We start from the raw sequence: 23,067 nt of genomic DNA, 5'->3' as shown, positions 1-23,067 counted from the left end.
CATCCCACCCCGCATGAACGAACCGCTCGCCGTCCTCGGTTTCAGCACCACGCCGCTCGAACTCATCTCCTTCCTGCTGGCGGTGACCACCGTGGCCTTGAACATCCGCCAGAAGCACTGGGCCTGGCTGTTCTCGATCGCTTCCTCGGCAACCTATGCCGCCGTGTTCTTCGAGGCCAGGCTGTACGGCGACATGGGCCTGCAGTTCGTGTTCATCGCGGCCTCGGTGTGGGGCTGGTACCAGTGGCTGCACGGCGCCGGCGAACAGGAGCTGGTCGTGACGCGCCTGAAGCGCGCGGCCTGGGGCTGGGCCATCGCCGGCTGGCTGCTGGGTTTCGTGCTGCTCTCGAGCTTCCTGGACCACCTCACCGACACCGACGTGCCGCACGCGGACGGCTTCCTGACCGCGGGCAGCCTGGTGGGCCAGCTTCTGCTGGGGCGAAAGAAGGTCGAGAACTGGCTGGTGTGGATCGTGGTGGACGTGCTGTACGTCGGCCTGTACGTCTACAAGGGCTTGACCCTGACCGCGATCCTGTATGCGGTGTTCGTGGTGCTGGCCTGGACCGGCTGGCGCGCCTGGTCGAACATCGCGCGGAGGGATGCATGAGCGCAGCTGTGCTGCGCGTCGCGATCCTCGGCGCCGAATCCTCCGGCAAGTCGACCCTGGCCGAAAGCCTGGCGGCGCATTACGGCACTGTGTGGGTGCCGGAATACCTGCGCGAATTCGTCGACACGCATGCCCGCGTGCCCTTCGAGAGCGACCAGTATCCAATCGCGCGCACCCAGCGCCAACGCGAGGACGCCGCCGCGGGGCGCGCGACGCGCTTCCTGTTCTGCGACACCACGCCCCTGATGACGGCGCTGTACAGCCGCCAGTATTGGGGGCGCGTGGACCCGCAGCTGGCGCGCCTGGATAGCAGCCACGACTACGCCTGGACCTTCGTCACCGCGCCCGACAGCCCCTGGGAACCGGACGGCCTGCAGCGCGAATCGGAAGAAGTGCGTCAGAAGGTGCACCGGATGCTGCTCGAGACCCTGGAGCAGCGTGCGATCCCCTATGTGCTGCTGGCGGGCCCGCTCGGGCAGCGGATGGCGCAGGTGGAAGCGCTGCTGGGCACCCCGGCGGCATAGCGGCATTAAGCCTCGCTATTGATCTAGATACAGGAAATACTTTTCTCAATTTACTATTTGTTGCCTATTAGTATTAAAATAGTTTTCTGTGTTTACAATAAAAATGGCGGTGCCCTGTGAAAAAATGGATTGGCCGCTTGCTCGGCGGAGCCGACAAGGAGACTGACGCTGTCATCGCTGCCGACCTGGCGGCGGTCAGCGAAGAAGACATGGCGGCGGACGTCGACTCCGCCTTTTACCGTTGGCTGGTCGCCTCGAGCGGCACCAACGCCAGCCCCGAAATGGAAGCCGAGATCCTTGCGGAAGTGCGCGCACTGGCGGACGATCCGGAGAGCGCGTCGGGACTGGTGCCGCGCGTGCCGGAACTGGTGACCCAGCTGCTGGGCGCACTCTCGGACGAGAACATCTCCACGGCGGCGCTGTCGGCCGAGGTGGGGCGCGACCTGGTGCTGGTGGCGGAAGTGATCCGCGAAGCGAACAGCGCCTACTATCGCCCGGCCACGCCGATCGAGACGCTGGACGGCGCAGTGACCATGCTGGGCCTGAACGGCCTGCGCATGCTGCTGGCGCGGATCGCGATCCGTCCGCTGATCCGGGTGAAGGTGCAGGGCGTGGCGCGCCAGGTGGCGCCGAACGTCTGGCGCCACTCCGAGCGCTGCGCGTTTGCGGCCAGCGTGATGGCGCCGGGGCTGTCCGCCGGCGTTTTCGAATCCTACCTGGCGGGCCTGATGCAGAACGTCGGCCTGCAGGTCGCATTCCAGGTGGCCGACCGCAAGTGCGAAGGCAAGGTACCGGGCTCCGGCACCTTCGGGCTCGAACTGTTCGCCGCCAGCCGCCATTTGTCCGCGGTGATCGCCAAGCACTGGGAGTTCCCGCCCGAGGTGGTCGAGGCGATCGCGCAGGCGGGCGAACGGGACGGGTCGAACACGGCGCAGGCGATGGCCCAGGGCGACCGCATTGCCAAGCTGCGCCTGCTGCTCGATGCCGCTGTGATCGAGCCCGAGGACAGCTTCGTCATGACGGGCCTGAACGGCTTCCAGCGGCGTTGCCTGGGCAAGCTGGCCGATCTGGCTGACTAAACACGGCGGGATTAGCGCTTCCCGTAGGGTGGGCGGGTCTCCCGCCCACGCGGTCAAATCCTGCCAGATCAGTCCGCGCGCGTATTCTCCTGGTAACGATCACAGCATGGGCGGAAACCCGCCCACCCTACGAAACCTAGGAACGCGGGATCGCTTAGAAGTCGAACTGCGCCGACAGGCGGAAGGTCCGCGGCGCGCCCGGCAGCAGGTAGCCGCCCAGCGACTGCGTCACGTCGCGCCAGTAGAACTTGTCGAACACGTTGTCGACGCGGGCGCGCAGAATGGTGCTCATGCCGCCCACGCGCAGCGCGTACGAGGCGCCCAGGCCGGCCACGTGATAGCTCGGAACGACCGCACGGTTGGCCGGATCGAAGGCCTTGCTGCCCGAGTACTGCCACAGCGCGTCCACCTTCAGGCCGGAGAGCGCCGGCACCGCATATTCCACCCAGGCCGTCGAACGGAATTCCGGCACGTTGGTCACGCGCTTGCCTTCGACGCCGGCGTCGCCGGTGCCGGTCTGCTTGGCATCGAGCGCCATCAGCGACAGGCTGTAGTTCAGGTCCGCATTCACCTTGCCCTGGGCCGTGAACTCGGCGCCCCGATGGCGCTGCTCGCCGGCGCGCACGAAGACGTTGGCGCCGTTGACGTACTCCAGTCCCTGCTTGATGTCGAACAGCGCGGCCGACAGCATCAGCGCATTGTTGACCACACCCTTGACGCCCACCTCCACCTGCTTCGAACGGCTCGGCGGCAGCACGCTGTCTTCATTGGCGGTGCCCATCTCGGCGATGCCGCCATGCTGCAGGCCGTGGCTCAGCGAGCCGTAGACGCTCCAGTCGCGCGCCGGCTTGTAGACCAGCGCCACGCTCGGCAGCACGAAGGAATCGTTCGCGTGCACCCAGCCCTGGTCGATCTCGGCCAGCTCGTCGCGCTTGAGCTTGACCCAGCGCAGGCCGGTGTGCAGCGTGAACTGCTCGGACAGCGTGGCCACGTCCTGCACGAACAGGGCGCTTTCGCGGTCGTTGCGGCGCTCCATCACCGGGCCGGTGCGCGGATTGCCCGGCGCCGGATCGACGATCTGATTCTTGTAGATGTTGCTGGAGCCGGCGTAGTCGTAGACGTATTCGCCGAAGCTGTCGTGGCGCTCCGACACGGCACCGCCGACGCTCAAGGTGTGGCGTACGGCACCTAGGGCAAAGCGGCCCTGCAGCAGCGCCTGCGCGCCCCACGGGCTCTTGCGCTCGCCGACGCTCTGGTAGTCGTAGACGTCGTAGTCGCCGTTCGAGCAGTAGCCCGGATAGAAGCCGTCGCCTTCATTGCTGCAGCCGTAGGGGAAGGCCGTGTAGTCGTCGCGCTTGAACCAGTGCTTGTTGGCGGTAAATCGCGCGGTCCAGTCAGGGCTGAGGCGGTATTCGAAGCGCAGGCCCAGGTTGCTGCTGTCGGTGTCCACCGGCTTGGTCCAGGGCTGGTCGTTCAGCAGGGTCTTGGCCGAGATCCCGGTGGGCAGCACCTCGTTGCGCAGCAGCTGGTAGCCGGGCGCGGTGATCTGCGACTTGTGCTGGTGGTCGAAGTCCAGCTGCAGCAGCGCGTCGGGGCTGATCTGCCAGTCGAAAGCGCCGGACACGAACTGGCGCTCGCCGTCGGCGCCGCGCACATAGGACTTCAGGTCTTCGGCAGCGGCATTGATGCGGTAGCCGAAGCGGCGGTCCTCGAAGCGGCCGCCCAGGTCGATCGATCCGTGCAGGGTGCCGCGCTCGCTCACTTCCACCAGGGCCGAGCGGAGCAGCGCGTTCGTCGGGCGCTTGGTGACGAAGTTGACCATGCCGCCCGGCGCGGCCACGCCCGCCTGCAGGCCGGCCAGGCCGCGCAGGACTTCGATGCGCTCCTTGTTCTCGAGCGGGATCTGGGTGTCCGCGGGAATAGCGATGCCGTCCTTGCGGTAGCTCGTGGCGTTGTCGAGGGCGAAGCCGCGGATCGAGAACTGCTCGGCGTAGCCGACCGCGTTGTAGGCGTCGCCGATGGAGGCGTCGAAGCGCGAGGCGTCAGTCACGTTACGGATCGACAGGTCCAGCATCTGGGTGCGGTTGATGGCAGTGATCGAGGCCGGGGTGTCGAGCAAGGGCGACTCTGAGAAGCCGCCGATGCTGGCGCGGTCGCTGGCGACCCAGCGGCTGCCGGTGACGACCACCGAGGTGACCTGGTCCGCCTGCTGGGCGGAGGCGGTGCTGGAGAAAGCCTGCAGGATGGCGCAGGCGAGGACGGAATACTTCAGGTTGAATGTCATGGTTTGCTCTCTTGGCGCGCCACGCATACGGCATGGCGCGCTGCTTTTCAATAAAAAGCCGGAGCCAACGTGGGGGAAGGGCAAACAAGAATGGGCACTGCGTTGCGCTTTCCTTCGCTGGCATTATCCAGATCAGGTACGAAGGGTATCTCTCACCCGGCAACGCGCTTTGACGCGCGCACCAGGACCCCTAGCGAGGCGGCAGTGTACCACGGACCCGGGCGGGCGTGGTGAATGTGTCAAGAATGCCTGGACTGCGGCAGCGCGCCGCTGACGGCGCCCGGATCAGGCTTCGGCCGTGGCCGGCGCCGACGTCGTGCGCGCCTGCATGCTCGCTGCCGGCACCAGGTGGCGCAGCATCGTGGTGCGGGTGGAGTCGCCGATCGCGCGCCAGAACTCGCGGCGCTGCGCGGCGCGCTTGCGGTGCTTGGACGGCATGTCGGCCAGTGGCTTGAGGTAGAAGGGCAGGCGGATCAGGTAGCTGCGGCCCGGCATCTCGACCCCGCCGAGGATGCGCCAGAAGCCGTCGTAGGCGTTCTCGAAGTGCTTCACGTCGCGCGGGTCGTAGGCGATGTGCGAGGTGCACTTGATGGCCACCACCTGGTCGATGCCCAGGGCCTGGGCCACGCCCTGCATCGCGGCGAAGCAGAAGAAGCTTGGCGAGTTGTTGGGGAAGGCTTCCTCGAAGGCGTCGAAGGCGGCGCCGGAATCGGTCCAGCGGCCCTGGTTGCGGGTGACGAAAGGCACGGTCGGTAGCTCGCTACCTGCCAGCTGGCCGTCCACCCAGGTATAGGACAGGCGGTGCAAATATTTACCGTCGGCGACCAGCGAGATGGTGAGGTCGCCCTCGGCATCGTGGCGTGGCGCCATCTCGAGGCGCAGGACGAAATGATGCTCGCCGTTGTCGTGCTGCCACAATGTGAGCCCACCGCCGCCGTAAACCGCCTGGTGGTAGGCGTTGCTGAAGGCGCTGTCCTCGAAGCGGTAATGCGACAGTACGCACTGCACCCGCTGGCGCGCGCTCAGGTCGGTCGACAGGTAGCTGCGGTGGCTCAGGTGGTGGAACAGGTCGTCATTGGGGGCGGCCGCGACGAAGCGCCGCACCAGGTCGAGGCGGCACAGGGCCTGGTGCTCGCGCCAGTAGCGCAGCACGCGCAGGCTGCGCACGATGCTGAGCATCCACGAAGCAGGCGTGTACTGGCTGCGCCGTGCGAGCCAGTGCTTGGTCAGGTGAGCGAAGATCATGTGAGCGCTCCAGTCGGCGTAAAGTTGCGGGCGCCGGGATGGCGCCACCTTCTTTATCTTCGATGCCCGCCGTTGTTGCGGGCTTGCACAGCAGAAATCACATTCTGCCATGCAATTGGGCCGGGAGGCTAACTACTGCCTGTGGAAAGCGGAAGGAGGGTGAATAGGTGAATGAAACCGCTGGGAAGGGTTGCGTTCATGTTGTCTCTCTCTCTTCGGTATCGGCTTTTCGCGATTTTGCGACTTTTTGTTTTCGCCAGGCAGGCAAACAAGATTACCATGTTTATGGGGCGACACGCTTCTGATTCATCATCGATAATTGCGCCAAACCGAAGCAGACCGGAGGTGCGAGATGGCGTATGAACTTTTTTACTGGTGTAAAATGTTGCACCATGAAACCAATCGCATACTCCTACAAGCGCTGGTCGTCAGCAATCCAGGGTAAGGGCCACACTGAAGCGCGCCAGACTGAGTTGGCAGAAGAGTATGCCGTCCGCGAAGGGCTCATCCTTGACACGAATCGAAAGATGAGTGACAGCGGCGTATCTGGATACTCGGGCAAGAACGTGAAGGATGGTGCGCTTGGGGCCTTCCTTAAAACCATCGACGAGGGCCAGATCGCTCCCGGTTCCTTTCTGTTGGTCGAAGACGTTGACCGCCTGTCTCGTCTTCCTATCATGGAAGCACTTGCAATCTTCCAACGGATCATTGGTGTAGGCATCACCATCGTCACACTTCGGGATGGTCAGAAATACAGCACGGAACAAATCAAAGGCGTGCGAAGCGAGGCTGTAGCATTCTGGGTTGTAAGTTAGCTCTTATCGCTGGGAACGGCTGTGCGAAAGCGAGGCCAGCATAGTGAAGGAGTAGTGAAAAATTAAGATCGGAAGAAGATATTTTCGACATCTTTAATTCTTTGAATCTTCTCAGTTAAGAGATATTCACTACCGATCTGGCTGTTGTCGAAAGCCTACTTCTGCCGTAGTTATCATAATACATGGCAAGGCCATGTTATGTGCCATCGGTTGCGCGGGGTTAAACCATCAGGAATACTTGCATAGGACCATGCTATTTCGGTCGGAATCCCTTCTGTTTGTTCACCTTTTCGACAAATTCCAAAACCGCAGTGTGGTCTGGAATCTTAGGGTAAAGCTGTTCAAGGCAGTAATTGACTACCGCGAACGCGGCTAGAAGTTCCCGGCGTTCGATGCCTATTGACCCGTGACTGCCATCATTGCCCATGTGCCGGATACTGGTCATTGCAGCCTTCACCTGGTCAAATTTTGGATCGGTTAACTTGCTGATGCGGCTACTAAGGTCTAACCGATCCCCTTTGCCGTTCTCGCGCACGACTCCCAAGTCGTCTAAGATGTACTCTAGTACGGTGCGCAGTCGATTTACGCTCGCATCAGCGTCGCACCAGAAGACCTGAAACGCCTTTTCCAAGAAAGCCATTACTTCATCGGGAACTTTCTCGTTGGTGTTTGGTGTGATGATCTTCAGGGTCGGATAGAAGAATTTCGGCGTGAGTACCGTATAGTATTTTCGTCCTTCCTCGTCATAATCCTCTTCGACGAAGCCATCCCCGCAGACTACAACATGTTCGCTACAGTTTGCACATTGAAGCAGCCCATTGAAGACATAGTGTGCATGCTCTGGCTCAAACCATTCTTCGCCCCAACTGCGCGCTGTGGCAGCGTCGTCCTTCACCACAAAATTCCCGACGAGCTTCAGCCGCCCATCGCAGCAATTAGGGCACTGCCAAGGTGGTACGTTGTCTGCTACGAAGCTCTGTGCTAGGTATTTTGGTTCCACGTTGATCCTCTAGGTTACGGTCTTGGGTAGTTTAAGGCTGTCATGAAAACTGTGGAATAGCAACTTTACAACTTGTGTCAAAAGCAGTCGGTTCCGGTGCTTCTGAAGAGAATTCTGGTGCAAGGTGCCAAGAGTGCCGACGACCTCTACCGCTAACAAACTTCGTTGTTGTTGAGAAAAAGGTAATGACTTCGTGTAACATACCCCTTTCAATCAATGGTTAAGAACAATCTTAGGAAGGGTGTGAGGTTATGGCAGTCACCGTGATCGAAGCGTTCGAAGAATTCTTGTCTCAGGCAGTTAACCTTGATTCAGAAGTCAGCAAGTCAGCGAAGCGTAGCCGCGATTGGCTAGTTGATCGTATCCACAGCTTTCCAGAAAACGATGAGTCATTTCCGCGCTTGTATAACGGGATGGACATTTTCTTCGGATCATTTGAGCGAAAGACGAAGAAGCGCGAACTCGATGACATTGATCTTATGATTTGCCTTAGCGCACAAGGCGTTACTTACTCCGAATGGGGCAAAAAAGTATATATCGGAAATACCAACGAAGGCTCGCCTTTGCACGAGCTAAGATTCGATGACGGTGTATTTTTAAATTCAAAACGTGTTATCAACAAGTTTGTGTCGGCTTTAGGGGGGATTCCACAATACGACAAGGCTGAGATGCATCGTCGCGGCGAAGCGGCTACTTTGAGTTTAAAATCTTACCAGTGGGTGTTCGATATTGTCCCATGTTTTATGACGACAGAAGAGTCGAACGGCAAGACGTATTATCTGATCCCGGATGGTGATGGACACTGGCAAAAGACTGATCCTCGAATCGACAGAGGTAGGGTAGAGCGCCTAGCTGCGCTTCGGGGTGCAAAAATGCTTGATGTAATTCGTCTGGTTAAATATTGGAACTGTCGCCCCACAATGCCAACAATGGGATCATATCTACTCGAAAACATGGTGCTGGACTACTATGAAACCAATGATTGCAGTCGTTTTCCAGACATTGAATTTATTAAGGTGGTAAAACATATCGAATATGCCATCCTTAAATCTGTGGATGATCCTAAGGGAATCCAAGGCGATTTGAATACAGTAGGTTGGTTCGACCGTTTCAAGATTTCGAGTAGATGCGATTCGGACTACAATAAATGTATGGAAGCGCGTGATTTGGAAAAACAAGGAGAGCAACGTAAGTCCATCGCAAAGTGGTGTGAAGTATTTGGCGACAGTTTCCCGACTTTCAGCTGAGCAGGCTAATGAACAATATTGTTGAACTCGAAAACAAACCAGCTGCCATCAAGCAGTTGGCCGCGCAAGCCGCGCTTTACTCTACTGCCAAAACTTTATTCTCTCTACAGCTTATTTTAAGCGTGCCTGTAGTTATTGGTGTCGCATTCCTGGCGCTAGCTCTAGATAAAGAATGGTTTTGCTTGCAAAAGCGTGACATATCTGCCTATGTCGGTGCTTTTGGTATGTGCCTCGCGCTGCTGGATACGCTCCTTTTGAACCCGCTAATCAGTTATCTCCGGGGAAAGGGGGCTACTATTCAACAATCCTTTGATTCGGCTGTCCTTGCATTAGCCTGGAATGACATCTCTTACGGTAAGCGGCCAGACCAGGAAGATATTGAATTTTGGGCAAAGCGGAATGAGAAATTAGTAGCTGCCGGAAAGTTTAGTAACTGGTATCGACCCGAAGTACGTGATCTGCCGGCTGACGCAGCACGCCTTGTGTGCCAGCGTGCGAACTGCTGGTGGGATATGCAGTTACGTCGCCGTTACAACATTTGTATCGGTATCGTTGGGGTTTTATTGTTTGCGTCCTTAATTGGTATATCACTCGCGCTGGATGTTACGACTACTACTTTCTTTAGCTTGGTAATTGCGCCATTTCTACCGTTTGTTGCCACTGCACCGAAACTCGTTCTAGACAACCGTGAGGCTATTTCACGGTTAGAAGCGATGAAAGCGGCTGTCGAAGATAGTTGGAGTCAAGCACTGCAGCACCCATACGACCCTGCTGTATTTGCTCCATCCTCGCAGTCGATTCAAGGCGGCATCTTCAACAACCGCAGCCAGAGCCCACTAATCTTCGACTGGCTGGCAGATTGGCTCAGGCCGCAAAATGAAGAGTTGCAGCGCCAGTCAACCGAACAGTACGTTGCGGATTTCAAGACGGCGCATCCACACCTATACCCTTGATGTATTGCCGTGAAAGGGGCAGTTAACTCCAAATTGATTTCTTGTTGCGACCACTAAACGGTCGTATAATGGTCTCAACGACAACTCGTTAGCATAAGATGACCATGAAGCAAGCCATCGGACTCACCCGCGTATCGACTTCGGAGCAAGGCAAATCCGGTCTCGGCCTGGCAGCACAAGAAGCCGCAATCCGCAGCTTTGCTCATGCCGACGGCTTCGATATCGTGGAAGTGGTTGAGGAAGTGGCAAGCGGTAAGCTTGGCTTGGCTGATCGTGAAGGGCTGCGCAACGCACTGGCGAAGGCAAAGAAGCTGCGATGCCCAGTTATCGTGTCCAAGCTCGACAGGCTTAGCCGCGACGTAGCGTTTATCTCAGGCTTTATGTCGAAGGGTGTGCCATTCATCGTGGCAGAGTTAGGGTCGGACGTTGATCCCTTCGTGCTGCACCTGTTCGCCGCCCTGAGCGAGAAAGAACGCAAGATGATCGGTTCCCGCACTAAAGCTGCATTGGCGTCGAAAGTGGGAACTGGCGTCTTGGGCAACAAAACTAATCTAAGCGAAGCCCAAGCCAAAGGGCAGGCTACGAACGCCGCAAAAGCTGCGGCCTTCGCCGCGAAGATGCTTCCGGAACTCAAGCGGTTGAAAGACCAGTGCATGACCCTTGATAAGATTGCCGCTGACCTGAACTCCCGTTTTGTCCCCACCTTCAATGGCAAGGAATGGCATAAGTCTACCGTATCTCGGTTGTTGAAAGCCGCTCAGGCCACGTAGGAAACTCGCCGCAGGTTCTTAAGCTTCATATTCCGCTAGCAGAGCAGGCCCGGCGCTCTCCTGGCAATCCTGTGTCGAATCGGGCGGCCGATCCGCTCATATTTTGGAACACGCAGCACGGCTTCGGTCTCTTCCCAATTCTGGGCTCAATAGCTTCCTCGCTCGCCAGCCATTTCAAGGCTTTCCTTCAGATAGTTTTGCAGATTCTGCGCCTGATACACGTAGGGTCAAGCTTGCAATGTTTTTAAATTTTTCGGTTGCCAAAGTGAGTTGACAGGATGTTATACTGTACATTCGCACAGTGTTTCGCTGTCTTTTTTCTGATCCTTAACCGGTAATGGAGGATGCATCTTGACGACTTACACCGTGAGTTACGACCTGAACAGAGAGAAAGACTACGCTCTGTTGCTGGACGAATTGCGCCGCCTGGACGGCGTTCGCACGCAAGCGTCATTTTGGCTGGTTGCTGTCAACAACACTGCTAAGGAACTTCACGACCACCTGAAAGGGTTTGTCGATAGCGACGACGCTCTCTGGGTATCGGAGGTGACAAGTAATAAGCATTACTCTAACGCGAAGAAGGGAACAAATAACTTCCTCGCGACGTATCCACCCCAACGTTAAGCACTGGGCCGTGGTTAAAGCGTCTGCTACCATCGACGGCGGACACGTTCTTGAACGCTTTCTCGACACCATCTGATGCCTACCAATCGGAACAATAGCACTGCCGAAGACCATGCGCGGATGCAGGTCGTCGTTCAAGAACTTAAAAACCAGTCAGATCGAGGCGTTGCCATCGTTGGAGGCGCATGGGTTGAGGAAGGTCTGCTCGGGATGTTGGAAGCTGCTTTTCAGCCTGATCCTACCGTATGGAAGCGCGCAATTGGGAACTACGGTCCGTTGTCTACGTTCGCCGCCAAGATCGACATGGCGCATCTCCTCCGCATGGTCAGTCCTCAGATTTACAGTGACCTAAACGCGATCCGAAGCATACGAAACGCCTTCGCTCATGACGTAGCCCATAAAAAGACGCAGGAGCAGCTTAGCTTTTCAGCGAACGATATAAAGGACAAGTGCTTGGCATTGCGCTGTGTTTCACACGAGAAGTGGCCGAACCCTCGACATGCGTTTATTCGTGCGTGCGCGATGCTGTGCGCTGATTTTGAAGCCATGCAAACCTTCGTCCAGATACCCCACCTCGGCACCGTGAACGCGTATGGCGAAGAGTGTGATTAGTAGTAGCTTCTTAAGAGATACAGCAAGATGCGTGTAGTATTGTGTTCCAGATCGCAAGGAGTGTTTAAGTGAAGTGCCCCCACTGCCACATCGAAATACATGAAGATTTCGACGAAAAGAATATTGCTCGCTTCAACAGCATTTTCATTGCAAAGGGAGCGGTCGGACCAGCCTCTTGGCGCTACTTTACAATGACGTGTCCAGCGTGCTCTAAAGGCATCATCAAGTTCGCGGAAAGAAATGCGTCGACCGATGCCATCGGTCCGGAAACGTACATTGTCCCACGGCACCCTAATAAGCCTTCTGCGCCGCCAGAGGTTCCGGCACATCTTGCTGAGGACTTCAATGAAGCTGCTGCGGTAATGGGTGACAGTCCAAAAGCGTCAGCGGCACTCAGCAGGCGTTGCTTGCAAGGGCTGTTGCGCGAACAAGGCTTTAACAACAAGGACTTGGCTCCTGCAATCGATGCCATCCTTGATGCGCGTGTTTTGCCTCCGGCGCTGGCGGAAAATCTTGACGCTATCCGGAACATTGGCAACTTCGCAGCGCACCCTATGAAGAATACCAATACAGGCGAAATCATCGCTGTCGAGCCTCATGAGGCCGATTGGAATTTGGAAGTGCTGGAAGGTCTGTTCAACTTTTTCTACGTGGCCCCAGCTATTGCGAAGCGAAAGCGTGACGCCCTGAACGCGAAATTAGGCGGCGTAAATAAGCCTCCGATGAAGTAATGCTTTCGTCGTAGGCTTACGGATAAGTAACGCGGCATGATTGCATGTCATGCCGCTTCCGTAGCATCCAGCCCAAGGGTTCGACTCAGCAAATCATTTACCGCCGCCAGATCACGCCTGTCCGTATCCTGCTCCTTGAACTTCTCACGCTGGTCTTCGGTTAGCGGGATGATGGTCGTCTCATCCTTGTTGTCGATCAGTTGAGGAAGGGGCTTCTCAGCGGTTCTAATCCAATATCTTGTCTTATCGCCAACAACATTCCCGTTGATCCTCGTCGCCCGTCTTCCTGTTTCAAGCCAAGTTCCGCCCGGTACGCCCAAGCAAGAATCACCACTTCCTTTAATTCACAACGGGGTGCGTGATGGCGATAGATGTCTACCTTCAGATCGACGGCGTAAAAGGAGAGAGTACGGACGCAGCCTACCCCGGATGGGTTGAAATTACGTCAGCACAGTGGGGCGTCGTACAACCAAGGAGTGCCACAGCTTCTACGGCAGGGGGACATACAGCCGAACGGTGCGAGCACAAGAGTATTGCGCTAACGAAGATTGCTGATCTAGCCTCGCCCATACTCATGCAGAACTGTTCGTCAGGGAAGACATTTCCGAAAGCGAAGTTGGTATTCATGCGTGCCGACGGTGATGGCAGCAGAATCAAGTATTACGAAGTCGAGCTTTCCAATGTCCTGATCGGTAGCATGGATCAGGTAGCCTATGAAGGTAGCGGCTTGCACGACTCGTTCACGCTGAAGTTTAGCAAAGTAAAGTGGACTTACACGCAACAGAAGATATCTGGCGGTTCAGGCGGGAACACATATGGCGGCTGGGACCTGTCCAACAACCGGATTTCTTGCTGATCGGGGGTCACGATGTCAGATGTCCCACCGCAAGATTCACGCGGCCTGTTCATGCTGCCGCAGGCCCCAGAGCAAGCAGGCTATTACGTCTATGGTACCCCGACACGCGGCAAGGCTCAATACGCGCATCCAAGCATGTTGACGTTGCTCCTTGCAGTAGAACGCGAATGGGCACTCACAGAAACCCGCAAATTCGGCGTAGGTAACATCAGCGTTGATGGGGGCGTATACTTCGGTCACAAGTCGCACCGCAAGGGGTTGGAAGTTGATTGCCGCCCTGTGCGAAAGGATGGACGGCATGTGCCAGTTGTCTACGACAGTCCCGACTACGATCTAGCCGCCACAACCAAATTGATCGGGCTGTTTCGTGCTTGTGCAGCCGCCCCACTGGTCATCTTCTTCAATGACGTACGAATCCCCGGCACTCGTCGGCTGGACAAACACGACGATCATTTTCATGTTCAATTCTGACAATTAACTATGAAGACAAGGAAACTGGCAATCGTCGCAGCAACGACTCTAGCCTCTTTGGCCGCTGTTGCTGCCCAGCAAGCCTGGGACGGCACCTACTCACCCTACACGGTGCATTACCTTATGTATTCCGGCACTCTTAGCGAGAAACAGGCTCCTACACGGACTGACAAGCGGCTTTCGTTTGCTGTTCAGGGACAGCTTGCAAAGGAAATGTTCGATGCTATCGGACCTGACTTAAAGCTAGGCTGTGGAACAACGCTGGGCATGCGTCAACGAGAACGGGGGGACGTGGCCTGTTCTTTTGATAAAGATGATGTGAAGTCCCCATACACCTGTCACTTCGGCATAGACCTCCGCAAGGGAAAGAGCATCGAGGGCGCTACTTGCTGACACCTTAACACTTGGCCCACAACCTTTCGTGCTTCTTGGATCGCCTGCAAGGTCTACTATGACAGCCTCATAAAGTTTACAGAGGACGATCATGGTGCATCCCTATGAACTATATTACTGGCCGAGTATCCAGGGACGCGGGGAATTCATCCGTCTTGCCCTAGAAGAAGCCGGGGCCGAGTATGTGGACGTGGCGCGCCGCGAAGGCGGCATGGACCTCCTGCTGTCGGCCCTGGAAACGGAAGCACGCCCCTCGTTCGCGCCGCCCTTCCTGCGCGCGGGTGAGCTGACGATCGGCCAGGTCGCCAACATCCTCCTGTACCTTGGCGAGCAGCACGCGCTGGCGCCGCGCACCGATCCGGGCCGCCTGTGGACCCACCAGCTGCAGTTGACCATCTCCGACCTGGTCGCCGAGATCCACGATACCCACCACCCGATCGCGACCTCGCTCTACTACGAAGACCAGAAGCCCGAAGCGCAGCGGCGCGCCGCCGACTTCATCGACACGCGCCTGCCCAAGTTCTTCGCCTACTTCTCGCGCCTGCTCACCAATCCCGAGCAGCGCGACTGGCTGGTGGGCGACAAGCCGACCTATGCCGACCTGTCGCTGTTCCAGGTGATCGAGGGCCTGCGCTACGCCTTCCCCAACGCGATGAAGCGGCTCGAGGGCGACTACCCGGCGCTCACCGCCTTGCGCGACCGCGTGGCGGCGCGGCCCAACATCGCGGCCTACCTGGCGTCGCCGCGGCGCATCCCGTTCAACCAGAACGGGATCTTCCGCTACTACCCGGAACTCGACGAATGATCAGTCCCACTCGGGCGCGAATTCGGGGCTGACCAGGCGCTCGCCACGGTCCAATGCATCGATGGCCGCCAGGTCTTGCGGCGCCAGCACGAGCGCGGTCGCATCCAGGTTGCTGGCCAGGTTGGCGCGCTTGGTCGACGATGGAATCACGGCATAGCCTTTGGCGAGCAGCCAGGCCAGCGTCATCTGCGCCGGCGTCGCCTGCAGGCGCGCGGCGATCGCGCCGATCACCTTGTCGTCCATGACTTTGCCGTAAGCGAGCGGCATGTAGGCGGTGACGTGGATGCCGGCATCGCGCGCGAACGCGGCCACGGTGCGGTTCTGCAGATAGGGATGCAGCTCGACCTGGTTGGTCGCGATGTTGTGCGCACCGACCGCGTCGATCGCTTCGCGCATGAGCGCCACCGGGAAGTTCGAGATGCCGATCGCCTTGGTGTGCCCGGCCTCGCGCGCCGCGAGCAGGGCCTGCATCGATTCCGCCACCGGCACCGCCTTGCCTGGCGAGGGCCAGTGGATCAGAGTCAGGTCGACCTGCTCGAGGCGCAGCTTGCGCAGGCTCTCCTTGAGGCTCGCAGCCAGGCGCTCGCTATCCAGGTTCTCGGTCCAGATCTTGGTGGTGACGAAGACCTCGCCGCGCGCCACTTTGGCGTTGGCCAGCGCGCGGCCGACTTCTTCTTCGTTGCCGTAGATCTGGGCGGTGTCAATGTGGCGGTAGCCCAGTTCCAGTCCGTTGCGGACCGAGTCGATGGCTTGCTGGCCCTGCAGGCGGAAAGTGCCAAGGCCGAGTTGTGGCATGTGCATGGTGATTCCTTTCATTGATATCAGTGGGTGGCGACGGCGGACTTCAGGACGGCTTTTGCCGGCAGGCCGTCGCGCCGGTCCAGGTAGCGGGCGAGGGTAGTGAGCGCCAGGGCACCGAGCACGATCAGTGCGCCGATCCAGGGTGTGGCCATCAGGCCGAAGTGCGCGACGATCAGGCCGCCGCCCCAGGCGCCCAGTGCGATGCCGACGTTAAAGGCGGCAATGTTCAGCCCGGAGGCCACGTCCACCGCATGCGGCGCGTCGCGCTCGGCGCGCTGCACCACGTAGACCTGCAGGCCCGGCACGTTGCCGAAGGCGACCGCGCCCCAGGCCAGTACGGTGGCCAGCACCAGCCATTTGTTCGGCGCGGTGAAGCTGAGCACGAGCAGCACCAGCGCCAGCAGCGCGAACACGATCTGCAGCGCCGGCAGCGGTCCCTTGCGGTCGGCCAGCTTGCCGCCCCAGATGTTCCCGGCCGCGACCGAGACGCCGTACACGAGCATCACCAGGCTCACGCTGGATGCTGCGAAGCCCGAGACTTCCTGCAGGATCGGCGCCAGGTAGGTAAAGGCGATGAAGGAGCCGCCGTAGCCCAGCGTGGTCATGGCGTAGACCAAGAGCAGGCGTGGTTTCCTGAGCACCGCGAGCTGGGTCAGCAGGCTCGATGGCTTGCTGCCGGCGATGTTCGACGGCACCAGGATCCAGCTGCCGATCATCGCCACCACGCCCAGCAGCGAGACCGCCAGGAAGGTCGCCTGCCAGCCGAAGTGCTGGCCGATGAAGGTCCCGAGCGGCACGCCGGTGACCAGGGCCACCGTCAGGCCGGTGAACATCAGCGCGATCGCGCTGGCGGCCTTTTCCTTCGACACCAGGCTGGTGGCGATGGTCGAGCCGATCGAGAAGAAGACGCCGTGCGCGAGGCCGGTCAGCACGCGCGCGGCCATCAGGGCCGTATAGCCGGGCGCCATCCAGGCCACCAGGTTACCGAGGGTGAACAGCGCCATCAGGCCGAGCAGCAGCTGCTTGCGCGGCACCCGGCCGGTGAGGGCGGTCAGCACCGGCGCGCCGACCGCGACGCCGAGCGCGTACAGGCTCACCAGCAGGCCGGCGGACGGCACCGACACGCCGAGGCTGGCGGCGATGGTGGGAATGAGGCCGACGATCACGAATTCGGTCGTGCCGATGGCGAAGGCGGACAGTGTCAGTGCCCAGAGTGCGAGTGGCATGGTGTTCTCCTTGGTATGCCGGATTGATCCAGGCCCGCAGTGTGCGGCTTTCGCGCGCATAGAAAAATGCCCTGGCGTACAATTAACTTTTGAAGTGGAGTCACAAATGATCGATGTGGATGCGTTGATTGCATTCGTCGCAGTCATAGATACGGGATCGTTCTCGAATGCGGCCGAGCGCCTGGGCCAGACGCCTTCGGGCGTGTCACGCACCATCTCGCGCCTCGAGGATCACCTGGGCATGACGCTGATGCACCGCACGACACGGCGCCTACAGCTGACGGAAGAGGGCAGCTGGCTGTTGAACCGTGCGCGCAGCCTGCTGGCCGACCTGGCGAATACGGAAGCCGAGGCCGCGTCGCGGCGCTCGCAGCCGTCTGGTCTGGTGCGGGTGAACGCGGCCACGCCCGCGCTCGATCATTTACTGGCTCCGCTAGTGCCGGACTTCCTCGATGCCTATCCGCTGGTGCAGCTGGAGCTGGTCAGCGGCGAAACCTATGTCGACCTGATCGAGGAGCGCGCCGACCTGGCGATCCGCATCGGCGCGCTGCCCGATTCGACCCTGAACGCGCGCCGCCTCGGTACGACGCGGCTGCGCGTGCTGGCCGCGCCCGCCTATCTCGACAAGCACGGCATCCCTGCCAGCGTGGAAGCGCTGAAGGCGCACCGCACCTTGGGCTTCACTGCGCCGGCGCTATTGAATACCTGGCCGCTGCGCCACGCGGGCGGCGAAGGCTGGACCGTGATGCCCTCGGTGGTCGCGTCGAGCGGCGAGACGGTGCGCCACCTGGCCCTGGCCGGCGCGGGCGTGGCCTCGCTCTCGCACTTCCTCACACGAGGCGACGTGGAGGCGGGGCGGCTGGTGCCGGTGCTGGAGGAAGCGAGCCTGCCCTGGACCCAGCCAGTATGGGCCGTGTTCTACAAGCAGGGCTCACTGGCGCCACGCGTCGCCGCGCTGGTGGACTTCCTGGCGCACCGCCTGCAGGAGGTGCTGGACCACTGAACGCGAGGCCGGCGTGGCCTAGCGCAGCAGAGGGCGCGCGGCCGGATTATGATGGCGGTCCTACAAGCAAATCGACGAACTGCCATGAACCCATCCGACATCTTGCGCATCGCCGCTTTCTCCGACGGCGACCAGGGCGGTAACCCGGCCGGCGTCTGGATCGGCGAGGCGCTGCCGCCCGCGGCCGAGATGCAGGCGCTGGCCCATGCCATCGGCTTTTCCGAGACCGCGTTCGCCGCGCCGCAGGGCGATGGCGACGGCCATGCCTGGCGCGTGCGCTACTTCTCGCCCGAATCCGAAGTGCCCTTCTGCGGCCACGCCACCATCGCATTGGGCGCGGCGCTGGCACGCCGCTTCGGCGACGGCCGCTACGCGCTGGCGCTAAACGCGGCCAGGATCTCGGTCGAGGGCAGGGTGGAGGGCGCGCGCGTGGCCGCCAGCCTGCAGTCGCCGCCGACCCGCAGCCAGCCGGCGCCTGCCGCCCTGGTGGATGCGGCCCTGGCGCTGTTCGGCTACACCCGCGCCGACCTCGACGAGCGCATCCCGCCGGCGCTGGCCCATGGTGGCGCCGACCACCTGGTGCTGGCCCTGAACAGCCGCGCGGCCCTTGCCGGCATGTCCTACGAGCTCGACGCCGGACGGCGCCTGATGAACGGACACGGCATCGTCACCGTCGTCCTGGCCTGGGCCGAGCAGCCGCAGCTGTTCCATACCCGTAATCCGTTTGCTTCCGGCGGCGTGCTGGAAGACCCGGCCACCGGCGCCGGCACCGCCGCACTGGCCGGCTACCTGCGCGATCTCGGCTGGCCGCACGGCGGACGGATCGAGGTCGTGCAGGGCGAGGACATGGGCATGCGTTCGCGCCTGAGCGCGGAGATCGGGCCGGAAGCAGGCGGTTCGATCCAGGTCTCCGGCACCGCCCGCATGATGTGAAAGCTGGTTACTGGTCCAGCCGGATCTTCTGGTTGGTATGACAGCTCGGTGACAGCGCTCGACCAGAATGTAAACAGATTGTTAAGCACGACCGTGCGGTGATGTAGGAATATTCTGGCAGGCGTTGTAGGAAAAAGAGAAGGGGAAAAGTACTTCAGCTCAGCAGTTAGATTATTGATGAGTGGATTGATAATTTGATTCAGGCAAGTTCTGTTTCATAATCCAATCCGGAGTTCATCATGTCGCTCTTCGACCCAGTCGTTTCCAGCCTCGCCAGCGATTCGGCCCGCGCCGAGCGCGAAGCGCGCGCCGCCGCCCGCGCCATCGAGCGCCTGCCTTTCACCATTCGCCGGGTGGAAACCGAGGCGGACCTGATGAAAGCAATCAAGATTCGCCACGCGGCCTATGCCCGCCATGTGCCGGAATTCGCCCGCTCGCTGGCCTTGCCCGAAGCGGCCGACTACGAGGACGACACCATCGTGCTGCTCGCCGAGTCCAAGCTCGACGGCACGCCGATCGGCAGCACCCGCATCCGCACCAACCTCTACCGTCCGCTGGGCGTCGAAGAGTCGGTCGTCCTGCCGGACTGGCTGCAGGGCCGCCGCCTGGTGGAAGCGACCCGTCTCGGCATCGACGAAGGCCGCGTCGGCCGCGTGGTCAAGCTGGCCTTGATCAAGGCCTGCTTCATGTACTGCGAAGACAATGCCATCGATTACTCGGTGGCCACGGGCCGGCCGCCGGTCGACCGCCAGTACGAGCAGCTGCTGTTTTCCGACGTGTTCCCGGAGCAGGGCGCGGTGCCGCTGCGCCACGTCGGCAACATCCCGCACCGCGTGATGGCCTTCGAGATCGCCAGCTTCGAGCAGCGCTACCGCGACGCGCGCCATCCGCTATTCAATTTCTTTTTCAATACGCAGCATCCGGACATCGACGTGGGCCCGGCCCGCCCGCCATTGCTGGCCAAACCGCTGCATGTCAAGCCACTGACGAATCTGACGTTGCAGGCACGCGAATTCGCCGCCGCCTGACTAGATATTGCATGACGGCATCACTTTAAAGCTGTATCCTTGCGCTTTGATGCCATTGCCGGCTTCGGCAATGGCTTTCGACCGCATCGATCCAGCTTATGCCCATCCCGACACCACAAAGCCGTTCTTCGCTTCCGGCCACCGCGCATGCGGTGGTGGAGCGGGTGTTGAAGTTGTTCTCGTATTACCTGATCCCGCTCGGGATCGGCCTGGTTTCCCTGATCGCATTGATTTTCTGGCACGACCAGTACCGCACGGTCGGCGACGTCCCGCTCTCGATGCACGTCACGGTCCAGCAGGAAGCCGACTTGAGCCCCGGCGCCGCGCTGGCGCGTGCGCGCGGCGCCAGCCTGGTCACCAGCCACGACACCCACCTGTCCGAAGCCCCGGTCTGGTTCGCCTTCGAACCGATGCCGCGCGCCGGCAGCCAGGTAGTCGAATTCCCCTCGCGCCACGCGATCGACCTCGCCTGCTGGGACGCCGGCAGCCTGGCGCCGCTGGGCTCCGCCACGCGTGGCGCCGGTACCGGCTCCATCGAAGGTTCGAAAGCCGGCTTCGCCCTGAAGATGGGGCCGCTCCCCTCGGAACTGCTGTGCCGCGCGCGCTTCGCCGGTCCGGCCCGCCTGTCTGTGCTGCAATGGCCGGCCGACCAGTACGCCCTGTCGGTCGAGCAGTACCACCGCAAGTCGGGCCTGCTCGACGGCGGCATGGTGGTGCTGGCCCTGTTCATCCTGATCACCGCCGCGATCAACCGCCAGCCGCGCTATGTGCTGTTCGCCGGCTGGCTGGTGCTGAACCTGCGCGTGGCCGCGCTGTCGGCCGGCTGGGACATCCAGTGGCTGGGCCAGACCATCCCGTCCGACTGGCTGCTGCTGAGCCGCTCGGTAGGCATCACCCTGTACGGCATCGCGACGCTCACCCTGTACCAGTCGCTGCTGAAGGAAAATATCGCGGCGCTGCGCTACGTCCTGCCTTTCCGCATCATGCAGTGGCTGTGCATGCCGATGCTGGCTGCCGCCATCCTGCTGCCTTATGGCGTCTACCTGCCGCTGCTGTGGGGCATTACCGTGTGCTGCTTCTCGGTGATGACGGTGGGCCTGTTCAAGATTATTGCGGAGTCACGCAACCGGGTCGCGTCCTGGTTCGCGGCTTCGTTCGCGGTCAGCTTCCTGGCCACCATTGCCGAAGTCGCCTCGGCCGCGCTGGGCATGCGCGAACTGCTGGGCGTGATCAACAGCGTCACCGCCGCGCTCGCATCGAGCCTGCTGGCGGCGCTGGCCGTGGCCGAGCAGATGCGGGTCGAGACCGTGCAGCGCGAGGAAGCCCAGCAGCAGCTGGAGCACGCTTACCAGGCGATGCCGGTGGGGCTGTTCACGCTCGACATGTACGGCCACTTCCTGAGCGTCAACCCGGCGCTGCAGAAGATGCTGGGCATCGTCAGCTTCGTGCCGGGCCGTACCGCCTGGCGCCAGTTCTTCACCGAGAGCACCTGGACCGCGCTGCACGAGCAGGTGCACGCCAAGGCCGAGGCCGAGATGGAACTCACCAGCCGCGACGGCACCCAGCGCTTCCTGGTCAGCGCCACGCTGGCGCGTTCGCGCATCGAAGGCGTGCTGCAGGACACCACCGAAAAGCACAAGGCCACCGAGCAGCTGCAGTTCATGGCCAACAACGACCCGCTGACCAAGGTCTTCAACCGCCGCGGCATCGAGCACGAGTTCGCGTTGGCCGCCGCCGGCCTGGCTGCGGGCAAGCCAATGGCGCTGGCTTACGTGGACCTCGACCGCTTCAAGCTGATCAACGACCTGTTCGGCCACGCCGCCGGCGACGAAGTGCTCAAGCAGGTGTGCGAACGGATGGCGACCATGCTGGCCGGCGGCCAGCAGATCGGCCGCGTGGGCGGCGATGAATTCGTGGTCCTGATGCCGGAGACGGCGATCCCGCTGGCCTCCATCATCTGCCGCGGCATCGTCGACCGCCTCGGCAACACGCCGTACCGGGTGGGCGACAAGGCCTTCCACGTGCGCGGCTCGGTCGGCCTGATCGAAGTGGCGCCGGGCATCGCCATGAAGGATGCGGTCTCGACCGCCGACCGCGCCTGCCGCGAAGCCAAGACGGGGCAGGGCGAAGGCCTGGTGGTGTACGAGCGCGGCGCCGAGGCCTTCCGCCAGCGCGCGGCCGAGCTGGACATGGTGGCGCGCCTGTCCAGTCCGAACGCCACCGAGTGCCTGCTGCTCGAGATGCAGCCGATCATGTCCCTGAGCAGCCCGCGCGAATCGCTGAACTTCGAAGTGCTGTTGCGCATGCGCGAGCCGGATGGCCGCATCGTGCCGGCCGGCGCCGTGATCGCCGCCGCCGAGAAAAGCGGCCGCGCGAGCGTGATCGACCGCTGGGTGATGAACACGACCCTGGCCTGGATCGCCGAGCACACTGAGCAGCTGTGCAATACCCGCTTCGTCTGCATGAACCTGTCAGGCGCCTCGCTCAACGACGAGCGCTTCGTGCAGGACACCTTCGACATCCTGGGCCGCTACGTGCACGTGGCGAGCCGCCTGTGCCTGGAGATCACCGAGAGCGTGGCCCTGCACGACCTCGACAACACACGCCGCTTCATCGACCAGGTGCGCAGCTTCGGTGTGAAGGTGGCGCTGGACGATTTCGGCGCGGGCTATACCTCGTTCTCCTACCTGAAGGAACTGCCGGCTGACGTGCTGAAGATCGACGGCAACTTCATCGTCAACATCAACGCGCACCCGGCCAACGTGGCCATCGTGGAAGCCATCGTCAGCCTGGCGGGCAACCTGGGCATGAAGACCATTGCGGAATGGGCGGAAGACGCCGCCACGGTGCAGACGCTGGCGGAGATCGGCGTGGATTACGTGCAGGGATGGGCGGTGGCGCGCTCGCAGCCGCCGGAGCGCCTGCTGCAGGCGCGCTCGGCAGCGGACTTCATCACGCACCCGGACGTGCTGGAAGTACTGCGCGAGCTGGAGTCGCCATCAAAGCGGCATCTGGCAAGCGTGACCAGGATGCACGACTTGCATTGAGCGCGGCAGGGTT

22 protein-coding genes and 1 riboswitch are annotated in these 23,067 nt (G+C 60.8%); of the genes, 17 read left to right on the top strand and 5 right to left on the bottom strand.

The annotated features are described in order from the left end of the window. The first annotated feature begins 13 nt into the window (after positions 1-13). The 3 genes from pnuC to GV068_RS12655 all read left to right on the top strand — a co-directional run bounded on the left by pnuC (position 14) and on the right by GV068_RS12655 (position 2,210). The gene (gene pnuC / locus GV068_RS12665) at positions 14-607 is read left to right on the top strand and encodes a nicotinamide riboside transporter PnuC (protein WP_159698047.1); all 594 of its coding nucleotides are present in this window, start codon (positions 14-16) and stop codon (positions 605-607) included. Beyond that, positions 604-1,131, top strand: coding sequence for an AAA family ATPase (locus tag GV068_RS12660; protein WP_159698044.1), 528 nt, complete (start codon positions 604-606; stop codon positions 1,129-1,131). The genes pnuC and GV068_RS12660 overlap by 4 nt, the downstream gene beginning before the upstream one ends. Before the next feature lie 116 nt (positions 1,132-1,247). Beyond that, positions 1,248-2,210: an HDOD domain-containing protein gene (locus tag GV068_RS12655; protein ID WP_159698041.1), complete on the top strand. Its 963-nt coding sequence runs from the start codon at positions 1,248-1,250 to the stop codon at positions 2,208-2,210. Positions 2,211-2,364: 154 nt separating this feature from the next. Here the strand turns inward: GV068_RS12655 and GV068_RS12650 are convergent, their stop codons facing one another. Both GV068_RS12650 and GV068_RS12645 read right to left on the bottom strand, forming a co-directional pair. Beyond that, positions 2,365-4,494 carry a TonB-dependent siderophore receptor gene (locus GV068_RS12650; protein WP_159698038.1) on the bottom strand — a complete coding sequence of 710 codons (2,130 nt, stop codon included), beginning with the start codon at positions 4,492-4,494 and terminating at the stop codon, positions 2,365-2,367. Positions 4,495-4,586: 92 nt separating this feature from the next. Then, positions 4,587-4,696: riboswitch (TPP riboswitch) on the bottom strand. Between the two features lie 83 nt (positions 4,697-4,779). Continuing rightward, positions 4,780-5,739 (bottom strand): DUF535 family protein, encoded by a 960-nt coding sequence (locus tag GV068_RS12645; RefSeq protein ID WP_159698035.1) that lies wholly within the window; start codon positions 5,737-5,739, stop codon positions 4,780-4,782. A 392-nt stretch (positions 5,740-6,131) separates the two neighbouring features. Here GV068_RS12645 and GV068_RS12640 point away from each other — a divergent pair, with 392 nt between their 5' ends. Further along, positions 6,132-6,554, top strand: a complete 423-nt coding sequence (locus GV068_RS12640; protein WP_159698032.1) for a recombinase family protein — start codon at positions 6,132-6,134, stop codon at positions 6,552-6,554. 253 nt (positions 6,555-6,807) lie between these two features. Here the strand turns inward: GV068_RS12640 and GV068_RS12635 are convergent, their stop codons facing one another. Next, a complete protein-coding gene (locus tag GV068_RS12635) occupies positions 6,808-7,554 on the bottom strand; it encodes a DUF4145 domain-containing protein (RefSeq protein ID WP_159698029.1) in 747 nt (248 codons plus the stop codon). Between the two features lie 251 nt (positions 7,555-7,805). Between GV068_RS12635 and GV068_RS12630 the strand changes: the two genes are divergently transcribed. The 9 genes from GV068_RS12630 to GV068_RS12590 all read left to right on the top strand — a co-directional run bounded on the left by GV068_RS12630 (position 7,806) and on the right by GV068_RS12590 (position 15,016). Then, positions 7,806-8,801 (top strand): nucleotidyltransferase, encoded by a 996-nt coding sequence (locus tag GV068_RS12630; RefSeq protein WP_159698026.1) that lies wholly within the window; start codon positions 7,806-7,808, stop codon positions 8,799-8,801. 8 nt (positions 8,802-8,809) lie between these two features. Next, positions 8,810-9,754 carry an S-4TM family putative pore-forming effector gene (locus GV068_RS12625; protein WP_159698023.1) on the top strand — a complete coding sequence of 315 codons (945 nt, stop codon included), beginning with the start codon at positions 8,810-8,812 and terminating at the stop codon, positions 9,752-9,754. Between the two features lie 104 nt (positions 9,755-9,858). Continuing rightward, positions 9,859-10,524 carry a recombinase family protein gene (locus GV068_RS12620; RefSeq protein ID WP_159698019.1) on the top strand — a complete coding sequence of 222 codons (666 nt, stop codon included), beginning with the start codon at positions 9,859-9,861 and terminating at the stop codon, positions 10,522-10,524. Between the two features lie 351 nt (positions 10,525-10,875). Continuing rightward, positions 10,876-11,148: a CRISPR-associated protein Cas2 gene (locus GV068_RS12615; protein WP_159698016.1), complete on the top strand. Its 273-nt coding sequence runs from the start codon at positions 10,876-10,878 to the stop codon at positions 11,146-11,148. A 75-nt stretch (positions 11,149-11,223) separates the two neighbouring features. After that, on the top strand, positions 11,224-11,760 hold the full coding sequence (locus tag GV068_RS12610; protein WP_159698013.1) for a hypothetical protein: 537 nt from the start codon (positions 11,224-11,226) through the stop codon (positions 11,758-11,760). 68 nt (positions 11,761-11,828) lie between these two features. Continuing rightward, the gene (locus GV068_RS12605; RefSeq protein ID WP_229464147.1) at positions 11,829-12,491 is read left to right on the top strand and encodes a DUF4145 domain-containing protein; all 663 of its coding nucleotides are present in this window, start codon (positions 11,829-11,831) and stop codon (positions 12,489-12,491) included. A gap of 361 nt (positions 12,492-12,852) precedes the next feature. Then, a complete protein-coding gene (locus GV068_RS12600; RefSeq protein ID WP_159698010.1) occupies positions 12,853-13,347 on the top strand; it encodes a type VI secretion system tube protein Hcp in 495 nt (164 codons plus the stop codon). 12 nt (positions 13,348-13,359) lie between these two features. Beyond that, positions 13,360-13,818: a penicillin-insensitive murein endopeptidase gene (locus GV068_RS12595; RefSeq protein ID WP_159698007.1), complete on the top strand. Its 459-nt coding sequence runs from the start codon at positions 13,360-13,362 to the stop codon at positions 13,816-13,818. 484 nt (positions 13,819-14,302) lie between these two features. Continuing rightward, a complete protein-coding gene (locus GV068_RS12590) occupies positions 14,303-15,016 on the top strand; it encodes a glutathione S-transferase (RefSeq protein WP_159698004.1) in 714 nt (237 codons plus the stop codon). On the opposite strand, the gene dkgB is transcribed toward GV068_RS12590, so the two are convergent. Both dkgB and GV068_RS12580 read right to left on the bottom strand, forming a co-directional pair. Next, positions 15,017-15,817 carry a 2,5-didehydrogluconate reductase DkgB gene (gene dkgB / locus GV068_RS12585; protein WP_159698001.1) on the bottom strand — a complete coding sequence of 267 codons (801 nt, stop codon included), beginning with the start codon at positions 15,815-15,817 and terminating at the stop codon, positions 15,017-15,019. A 20-nt stretch (positions 15,818-15,837) separates the two neighbouring features. Continuing rightward, positions 15,838-17,043, bottom strand: a complete 1,206-nt coding sequence (locus GV068_RS12580) for an MFS transporter (protein ID WP_159697998.1) — start codon at positions 17,041-17,043, stop codon at positions 15,838-15,840. A 106-nt stretch (positions 17,044-17,149) separates the two neighbouring features. On the opposite strand from GV068_RS12580, the gene GV068_RS12575 reads away from it, so the two are divergent. The 4 genes from GV068_RS12575 (at position 17,150) to GV068_RS12560 (ending at position 23,054) form a co-directional block, all read left to right on the top strand. After that, entirely contained in the window at positions 17,150-18,046 is an 897-nt protein-coding gene (locus GV068_RS12575; RefSeq protein WP_159697995.1) for a LysR family transcriptional regulator, read from the top strand. A gap of 84 nt (positions 18,047-18,130) precedes the next feature. Next, on the top strand, positions 18,131-18,979 hold the full coding sequence (locus tag GV068_RS12570) for a PhzF family phenazine biosynthesis protein (RefSeq protein ID WP_159697992.1): 849 nt from the start codon (positions 18,131-18,133) through the stop codon (positions 18,977-18,979). Positions 18,980-19,218: 239 nt separating this feature from the next. Continuing rightward, on the top strand, positions 19,219-20,007 hold the full coding sequence (locus GV068_RS12565; protein WP_159697989.1) for a hypothetical protein: 789 nt from the start codon (positions 19,219-19,221) through the stop codon (positions 20,005-20,007). A gap of 164 nt (positions 20,008-20,171) precedes the next feature. Next, positions 20,172-23,054, top strand: a complete 2,883-nt coding sequence (locus GV068_RS12560) for a bifunctional diguanylate cyclase/phosphodiesterase (RefSeq protein ID WP_229464553.1) — start codon at positions 20,172-20,174, stop codon at positions 23,052-23,054. The last annotated feature ends 13 nt before the right edge of the window (positions 23,055-23,067 follow it).

Origin of the sequence: Massilia sp. 9I (assembly GCF_902506415.1) — a bacterium.
Classification (GTDB): Bacteria; Pseudomonadota; Gammaproteobacteria; order Burkholderiales; family Burkholderiaceae_D; genus Telluria.
Note: the sequence above shows the minus strand (reverse complement) of the source record. Positions and strands in the feature narration are given on the sequence as shown.

Excerpts from the sequence above, each read along its gene's own strand:
- GV068_RS12600 (WP_159698010.1), top strand. The coding sequence starts at position 12,853 with ATGGCGATAGATGTCTACCTTCAGATCGACGGCGTAAAAGGAGAGAGT.
- GV068_RS12660 (WP_159698044.1), top strand. The coding sequence starts at position 604 with ATGAGCGCAGCTGTGCTGCGCGTCGCGATCCTCGGCGCCGAATCCTCC.
- GV068_RS12625 (WP_159698023.1), top strand. The coding sequence starts at position 8,810 with ATGAACAATATTGTTGAACTCGAAAACAAACCAGCTGCCATCAAGCAG.
- GV068_RS12590 (WP_159698004.1), top strand. The coding sequence starts at position 14,303 with ATGGTGCATCCCTATGAACTATATTACTGGCCGAGTATCCAGGGACGC.
- GV068_RS12595 (WP_159698007.1), top strand. The coding sequence starts at position 13,360 with ATGTCAGATGTCCCACCGCAAGATTCACGCGGCCTGTTCATGCTGCCG.
- GV068_RS12650 (WP_159698038.1), bottom strand. The coding sequence starts at position 4,494 with ATGACATTCAACCTGAAGTATTCCGTCCTCGCCTGCGCCATCCTGCAG.
- dkgB (WP_159698001.1), bottom strand. The coding sequence starts at position 15,817 with ATGCACATGCCACAACTCGGCCTTGGCACTTTCCGCCTGCAGGGCCAG.
- GV068_RS12640 (WP_159698032.1), top strand. The coding sequence starts at position 6,132 with ATGAAACCAATCGCATACTCCTACAAGCGCTGGTCGTCAGCAATCCAG.
- GV068_RS12575 (WP_159697995.1), top strand. The coding sequence starts at position 17,150 with ATGATCGATGTGGATGCGTTGATTGCATTCGTCGCAGTCATAGATACG.
- GV068_RS12570 (WP_159697992.1), top strand. The coding sequence starts at position 18,131 with ATGAACCCATCCGACATCTTGCGCATCGCCGCTTTCTCCGACGGCGAC.
- GV068_RS12565 (WP_159697989.1), top strand. The coding sequence starts at position 19,219 with ATGTCGCTCTTCGACCCAGTCGTTTCCAGCCTCGCCAGCGATTCGGCC.
- GV068_RS12580 (WP_159697998.1), bottom strand. The coding sequence starts at position 17,043 with ATGCCACTCGCACTCTGGGCACTGACACTGTCCGCCTTCGCCATCGGC.
- pnuC (WP_159698047.1), top strand. The coding sequence starts at position 14 with ATGAACGAACCGCTCGCCGTCCTCGGTTTCAGCACCACGCCGCTCGAA.
- GV068_RS12645 (WP_159698035.1), bottom strand. The coding sequence starts at position 5,739 with ATGATCTTCGCTCACCTGACCAAGCACTGGCTCGCACGGCGCAGCCAG.
- GV068_RS12610 (WP_159698013.1), top strand. The coding sequence starts at position 11,224 with ATGCCTACCAATCGGAACAATAGCACTGCCGAAGACCATGCGCGGATG.
- GV068_RS12620 (WP_159698019.1), top strand. The coding sequence starts at position 9,859 with ATGAAGCAAGCCATCGGACTCACCCGCGTATCGACTTCGGAGCAAGGC.
- GV068_RS12630 (WP_159698026.1), top strand. The coding sequence starts at position 7,806 with ATGGCAGTCACCGTGATCGAAGCGTTCGAAGAATTCTTGTCTCAGGCA.